This is a genomic window from Psychrobacter sp., assembly GCF_030454045.1.
Classification (GTDB): Bacteria; Pseudomonadota; Gammaproteobacteria; order Pseudomonadales; family Moraxellaceae; genus Psychrobacter.
The window spans coordinates 1-6,845 of sequence record NZ_JAKDJE010000109.1; the positions used below are offsets into that span (position 1 = coordinate 1).

Below are 6,845 nucleotides of genomic sequence, written 5' to 3' on the forward strand. Positions count from 1 at the left end.
AGAGTTCAATAATATACGTTGTGTCTTACAACTACTTTTGCAAGAGGTCTATTAAAGACAGTTGGCGAAACATAGCGCCAAGAGTTAGAAATGTAATCTTCTAGTTTAAGCGTAACCGTCATCTTGAAAAGCCTCGAATAATGAATCTATTTTATAGTAAGCTACAGGAAATTTGAATGCGCACACCCCTCTAATCTGTGCCATCCCACCTTTTCTAGATAATATTGAAAAAGTGAAATCACGCTCATTTATAACAATAGATATTCTTTTACTGGAAAAATTTCTTTTATTAGCTTCGTAATAAATTACAAATTTTCCAGTCTCATTATCAATAGAAACTTTCGATCTTTGAACTTTTTTTGACGGTAATATGTAGAGTAGATTAATAAATGACTGACCATTGATTATGCTGTTTTCGTATACAGAGAAATAACTATCAATAACTTCTTCTATTTTTCTAAAGTGATCACCAAGCTCCTCTTGAAATATCTATTTTCGAAAAGACTAAAACAAACAGCTTTAAATTCAGAGCTATCAAAATCTTCTGAAATTTTATTTATTTCTTTTAAGTTTACCGCATTCTCTATAAAACTATTTTTAATTTTTTTTGACTGCTACAATACTCGTATATGTAAAAACTACTTTTACTTGCTATTTTCTTAGTAGAAATTATATAGTCATATTCATCAGAATCAACAATAGTTTTAGAGTACTTTATTTTTTTATCATCTTTTATCATCTTTTTTACCTGTCATTCAATATTTTCTATATCTTTTATAGCATCCTCGATACCATCCCTTATTTCTTCTAATATAGATAACGGTAAAGCATAAGTGAAGTTTATATTTTCATCATCATTTGATAGGGTATCCATTAAAGATAGAATAGCTATCTTATCTTTTGGGTTACTTCTCAAAGAAAACCCACTTACAAATACAGTGCTATTATTTCTTGAATCTTTCATATCTTTAACCTTTTTAAAAAATACACAAATTTAATTTTCAAAACACACAATGTTAATTGTCATCATGCTTAGAGCAAGGTCTACATATTCATTATAACTGAATAGCAATTTTTAAGTTTAAGACAGTATATTTTGTATTATCAAACAGGTTAGCTTAAACTGTTATTTAACTAGTAACCTATATAGCAGTTTACCTATCTTATTTTAAGTTGAAACCGCATCACAATAAAGCAAAAGTTTATCAATGATTGATTTAACTGTTCAATACCTGATCTTGCACAAAAGACAAGCACCGAGCTAAATTACTAAAGAGCACCGCCTCATGCATCGCATATTTGCCTATTATTAAAGGACTCCAATGCTGAGGCCATGCTCTTTAAGCTTTTGCTTTCTCTACAACGCTTTCAACTGCTCCATCTGCGCTGTCATCGCCGTCAACTGCCCTTCTAGCTCAGCCAGTTTTGCCTTCTCAGCATCGACAACTTCCGCAGGTGCTTTACTGACAAAGCCTTCATTACCCAGCTTGCGAGCGATACCGTCGGCTTGCTTTTGTAGCTTATCAAAAGATTTACCCAGACGTTTTAGCTCAGCGGTCGGGTCGATAAGACCTTTCATGGGTACCAGCACGCGTAGCTGGCCAACCATGCTCGATGACGATAGTGGCACCTCATCACCGTCTTTTAGAAGGGTTAAGCTCTCCACTTTCGCTAATGCCTTAAATTGATTGGCAATGCGCGATAGGCGCTGCTCTTCCTCATTAGTGATATTTTGTAGTAGCACAGGCAAGCGCACCGCGTTACCCAGCTTCATCTCACCGCGGATATTGCGGATACTGGCGATCAGCTCTTGTAGCCAGTCCATATCAGACTCGATTTGCTCGCTAATCAGCGTGCTATCGGTTTGCGGGTAGTCAGCGACGACGATGCTGTCAGTATCCTTACGGTTCAGCAGTGGCGCGATGGTTTGCCAAATCTCTTCGGTCAGATACGGCATGATCGGATGGGTAAAGCGCATGGAGCTCTCAAGCACATGTAGCAGTACGTAGCGGATTTGCGCTTTACGCTCGTCAGACACCGAGTCATCATTTAGGCTGGCTTTGGCAAGCTCAACGTACCAATCACAGTACTCATTCCAAATGAACTCATAGATATCTTGGCTGACCATATCGAGACGATACTGGTTAAAGTGCTGATGAATATCTTTGATACTAGAGTTCAGACGGCTCATGATCCATTTTTCTGGTAATTCCCATACGTCAGGGTTTGCCGTTTGGTCGATAGGCTTAGCGTTGCTATCGCTATCGACACAGTTCATCAGTACGAAACGGCTGGCGTTCCAGATTTTATTACAGAAGTTACGATAGCCCTCGACACGCTTTAGGTCAAAGTTGATATCGCGACCGGTACTGGCTAAGGATGTGAAGGTAAAGCGCAGTGCATCGGTGCCATACGCTGGGATACCTTCTGGGAATTCTTTACGCGTTTGCTTCTCAATCTTGGCCGCGTCTTTCGGGTTCATCATATTGCTGGTGCGTTTTTCGACCAGCGCTTCTAGATCGATACCGTCAATCAAATCAATCGGATCTAAGACGTTACCTTTCGATTTGGACATCTTTTGACCATTGCCATCCCGTACTAGGCCGTGGACATAGACAGTCTTAAACGGTACTTGCGGGCTGCCATCTTCGTTTTTCACGAAGTGCATGGTCAACATAATCATGCGCGCGACCCAGAAGAAAATAATGTCAAAGCCCGTGACCAAGACGCTAGTTGGGTGAAAGGTGTCCATCACGCGTGGATCGGCGTTGACATCTGCCCAGTCAAGCGTACTGAACGTCCATAGACCCGAGCTAAACCACGTATCGAGGACGTCATCGTCTTGGCGCAGTTTGATATCGTCACTTAAGTTATATTTAGTGCGAACTTCCGCCTCATCGCGGGCGACGTATATCTCACCTGTCGCATCGTCATACCATGCAGGGATACGATGTCCCCACCACAGCTGACGGCTGATACACCAGTCTTGTAGATCGGTCATCCATGCCATATACATGTTTTTGTACTGGGCAGGGACGAACTCAATGCTGCCGTCTTCTACCGCGTCAATTGCAGGCTTGGCAAGCTCTTTGACCGCGACATACCACTGATCGGTCAACCACGGCTCAACGATTGTACCGCCACGCTCAGCACGCGGGGCTTTTAGTGCGTAGTCCTCGATGTCTTCTAGCCAGCCCTGATCGCCTGCTTGCTCAACCAAGAATTTACGCGCGGCAAAACGCTCAAGTCCGGCATACTCGCTAGGCGTAGTCTCTAGCTCTGGCTCACGTGTCTGCAAGTCAGGATAGACTTCCATCGCAGGCAAGATATTGGCACGCTCATCAAGGATGTTAATCAATGGCAAGCTATGACGACGACCCAATTCATAATCGTTAAAATCATGCGCTGGGGTGATTTTGACACAGCCCGTCCCAAAGTCACTCTCGACATAATCGTCAGCGACGATAGGCACGACACGACCCGTGATTGGTAAGGTGATGGTTTTACCGACCAAGTGTGCGTAACGCTCATCGCTCGGATTGACGGCGACCGCCGTATCGCCAAGGAGTGTTTCAGGACGGGTGGTGGCGACGACCAGATAGTTTTTGCCATCTTGCGTGGTCAGCTCCGTGTCCGTGAAATGATAGCGGAAATGCCACAAGCTGCCTTTTTCATCATGGTTTTCCACTTCTAAATCAGACAGCGCAGTTTGGAATTTTGGATCCCAGTTGACCAAACGCTTACCACGATAGATAAGACCATCGTCAAACAGGCGTACGAATACTTCTTTTACCGCGTTAGACAGACCATCATCCATGGTAAAGCGCTCACGCGACCAGTCAACCGAGCTACCCAAACGACGAATTTGGCTAGTGATACTGCCGCCCGACTCTTCTTTCCATTCCCACACTTTATCGATGAAATCTTCACGTGTCATATCACGGCGGCGGATGCCTTGCGCCTCCAAACGACGCTCAACAACCATTTGGGTTGCAATACCGGCATGATCCGTACCTGGTTGCCACAGCGTATTATCACCATCCATGCGGTGGAAACGTGTGAGCGCATCCATGATCGCATTGTTAAAACCGTGACCCATATGCAGAGAGCCGGTGACATTTGGCGGTGGTAGCGCGATAGAAAACGACTCGTCTTTATCAAATGTTGGGGCAAAATAACCGCTTTCTTCCCAGCCTTGATACATGCCTGCCTCGACTTGTGCAGGGTTATAGGCGTTTTCTAATTGATTGAGTGCCGCTTGAATAGAGGCAGTTAGGTTGTGGTTACTCATAATGGCATTATCTTTTATTGATTGAATGTGATCAAAGTTAATTGAATTAAAGAGAATATAAAAATTAGGAAAATAATGAATAGAGTGATTTTAACGCAGATAGGCAGATTTTGTTAGATGGTAAGGCAATTTATAAAGCCTGAAGGTCATTTTTCATGCCGTTATTGAACAATTAATAACCGCAATTGGTTAAACACTCAACAGAACCTACCACAGTCATGCGCTAAAATAGCGTTGATACCTTTATATTAAAAATACTAAAAATGTTATCTAATCAATAGTGAGCCGACCTTGTCCCAAGATACCAAACACAACCAAAAACATAGCGACAACGCTCAGGATACCCTGCCAGACAGCGAGCGCTTGCCCGCGAGTACCACAAATCATATCCAGCAAAATGATGATGCAAATGATACGCTGAGCGGTAATCATGAAAAAGACAACTTGGAGCACAACCATACGCTACAGCATAGCCATTCTCTAGAAGACAGTCATGCTAACCCTCAGGTAGACAGCCATCATCCAGACGACCATATAAAAGCCACTGAAGAGCTGGATAATGATGACCTGCCAGAAGAAATCAGCGAAGAAGACAAGGAAACCATCAAAAAAGTTGCCAGTGACGATAATCTAAGTCAAGCAAAAAGCTACGCCAGTATCTTGGTCGAGCAAGTCATCCATGCCAAAGAAACCTTTGAGCGCTCGCTTGGCTCACTGTTTACCAGCGCCTTTACGGCTGGGCTTGAGATTGGTATCAGCTTTTTTGTGATTTTATCCGCGTTTGCCTTGCTTAATGATGTGCTGCCGAGTCGCTATGCCATGGTACTGTCCTCCCTGCTCTATCCGATCGGCTTTATTATCGTCGTTATCGGTCAATCGTTATTATTTACCGAGCAGACCTCCCTACTCAGTCTACCTGTGCTAAACAAGATTGAACCACTGCATAAGCTGCTGCGTCTATGGGGCATCGTCATTGCTGGTAATATCGTCGGTGGCTGTTTGTTTGCTGCCTTGATGATTGGCTTAGGGCTGCATATGCATCTGTTTACCGACCATGCTATCGATGCTTACGCTGAGCATATCTTAGGGTTTGAGTGGTGGGTCATCTTTGGTAGTGCGGTACTGGCAGGTTGGATGATGGGCGTGGCGGCATGGCTAGTCACATCTGCACGCGATACCCTTAGCCGTATTGTTTTGGTTTCCATTATCACTGGTAGTATCGGGTTTTTGGGCTTACACCACAGTATCGTTGGCAATATCGAGGTGTTTTCAGCATTGCTGTATGGCAATACGGTCAGTCTATGGCATTATTTGATATTTTTAGTCGTGGTCTTGGTGGGCAATACGGTCGGCGGCGTGGTATTTGTCGCGGTACTCAAAAACCGCACGTTCTTGTTTGAAATTGAAAGAGTTAAAGAGCAGGACGCTGAGGCAAGAGCAGAAGTAGACAGGCACAGATTTTAGCGTTGAGCGATGCTATCCGTATTGAATCAACCCACACACTTTAAGAAACCATGATAAATATAAAAGCCCACAATAACTCTCATCATAGAAAGTACATTGTGGGCTTGTTTTATTGAGTAATGCATTCCTTATTTAGCAATGCACTATCGCTTACCTTCTGATCAAATTACATTCTCCGTGCGGCCAACACACTATTTTCTCTTTCGACTCTATTCGCTTTATTATGTTGCGCGGTAAATACTCTGACCATGATACCTACGGTTAAGAACATGATTAATGTATAAATAGCTGGGGTTAACGACATCTTATAGTTAGCGAGCAGCGTCAAGGCCATAAACATCGACAGCGTACTGTTTTGTAGCCCCACCTCCATCGTGATTGATCTTCTCTGCGCAAGATTTAGACCGAACCATTTACTGGTGTAATAACCAAGCGCCATCGTCGATACGTTCAATATAAGCGACACAGGGCCAGTGGCAACTAAGGCCTCGACCAAAATATCTCTTTGCACATATCCTAAGAAAATTACCAAGAAGCTCAAAAATATCACACCAAAACGAGACACCATCACCTGTGCCTTATCGGCGAAGCTTGCCGCATAGCGTTTGATGAGCATACCAATACTAACTGGCAGTATCGTCAGAGTAATCAAGCTGATCATGGTCTTGGCGACTGGCAACTGAAACTCACTACCAGCACCCATGAAGTACACGAGCGAAAAGCTCAGCACGATGGGAATGGTAAAGACCGTGATAACACTGGCAATCGCCGTCATCGTGACCGACAGCGCGACATCGCCTTTGGCTAGATAGGTAAATAGATTTGATGTGGTGCCACCAGGACACAGCACCAACAGCATCACCCCCAACAGCGTGCTCAGGCTCTAGTGATATTAGAATTGCCAAAGCAAAACCAACCAATGGCAAGAATAGTAGCTGATTGGTCAGTCCGATTGCGACTGCTTTGGGATATTTGACGACTCTTTTAAAGTCATTGGTCACTAAGGACAACCCCATTCCCATCATAATCAAAAAAATACTAGGGCGTGTTGAACATTCGCAAATAGGCACTGCTGATCGCTAAAATTGTT

At 43.6% G+C, this 6,845-nt stretch carries 4 protein-coding genes and 1 pseudogene; 1 reads left to right on the forward strand and 4 read right to left on the reverse strand.

Going from position 1 to position 6,845, the window contains the following annotated elements; all coding sequences use genetic code 11:
• Positions 1-751 precede the first annotated feature (751 nt).
• A complete protein-coding gene (locus L0G63_RS13120; RefSeq protein ID WP_301451052.1) occupies positions 752-964 on the reverse strand; it encodes a hypothetical protein in 213 nt (70 codons plus the stop codon).
• 393 nt (positions 965-1,357) lie between these two features.
• On the reverse strand, positions 1,358-4,291 hold the full coding sequence (locus L0G63_RS13125; RefSeq protein ID WP_301451053.1) for a valine--tRNA ligase: 2,934 nt from the start codon (positions 4,289-4,291) through the stop codon (positions 1,358-1,360).
• A 291-nt stretch (positions 4,292-4,582) separates the two neighbouring features.
• On the opposite strand from L0G63_RS13125, the gene L0G63_RS13130 reads away from it, so the two are divergent.
• Complete coding sequence (locus tag L0G63_RS13130) at positions 4,583-5,755, forward strand: formate/nitrite transporter family protein (protein ID WP_301451054.1); 1,173 nt, start codon at positions 4,583-4,585, stop codon at positions 5,753-5,755.
• 166 nt (positions 5,756-5,921) lie between these two features.
• Here the strand turns inward: L0G63_RS13130 and L0G63_RS13135 are convergent, their stop codons facing one another.
• Together L0G63_RS13135 and L0G63_RS13140 are read right to left on the reverse strand one after the other, a co-directional pair.
• On the reverse strand, positions 5,922-6,614 hold the full coding sequence (locus tag L0G63_RS13135) for a bile acid:sodium symporter family protein (RefSeq protein ID WP_301451055.1): 693 nt from the start codon (positions 6,612-6,614) through the stop codon (positions 5,922-5,924).
• Positions 6,615-6,678: 64 nt separating this feature from the next.
• Positions 6,679-6,780: pseudogene (locus tag L0G63_RS13140) on the reverse strand (bile acid:sodium symporter family protein); the annotation flags it as partial.
• Between the last annotated feature and the right edge of the window lie 65 nt (positions 6,781-6,845).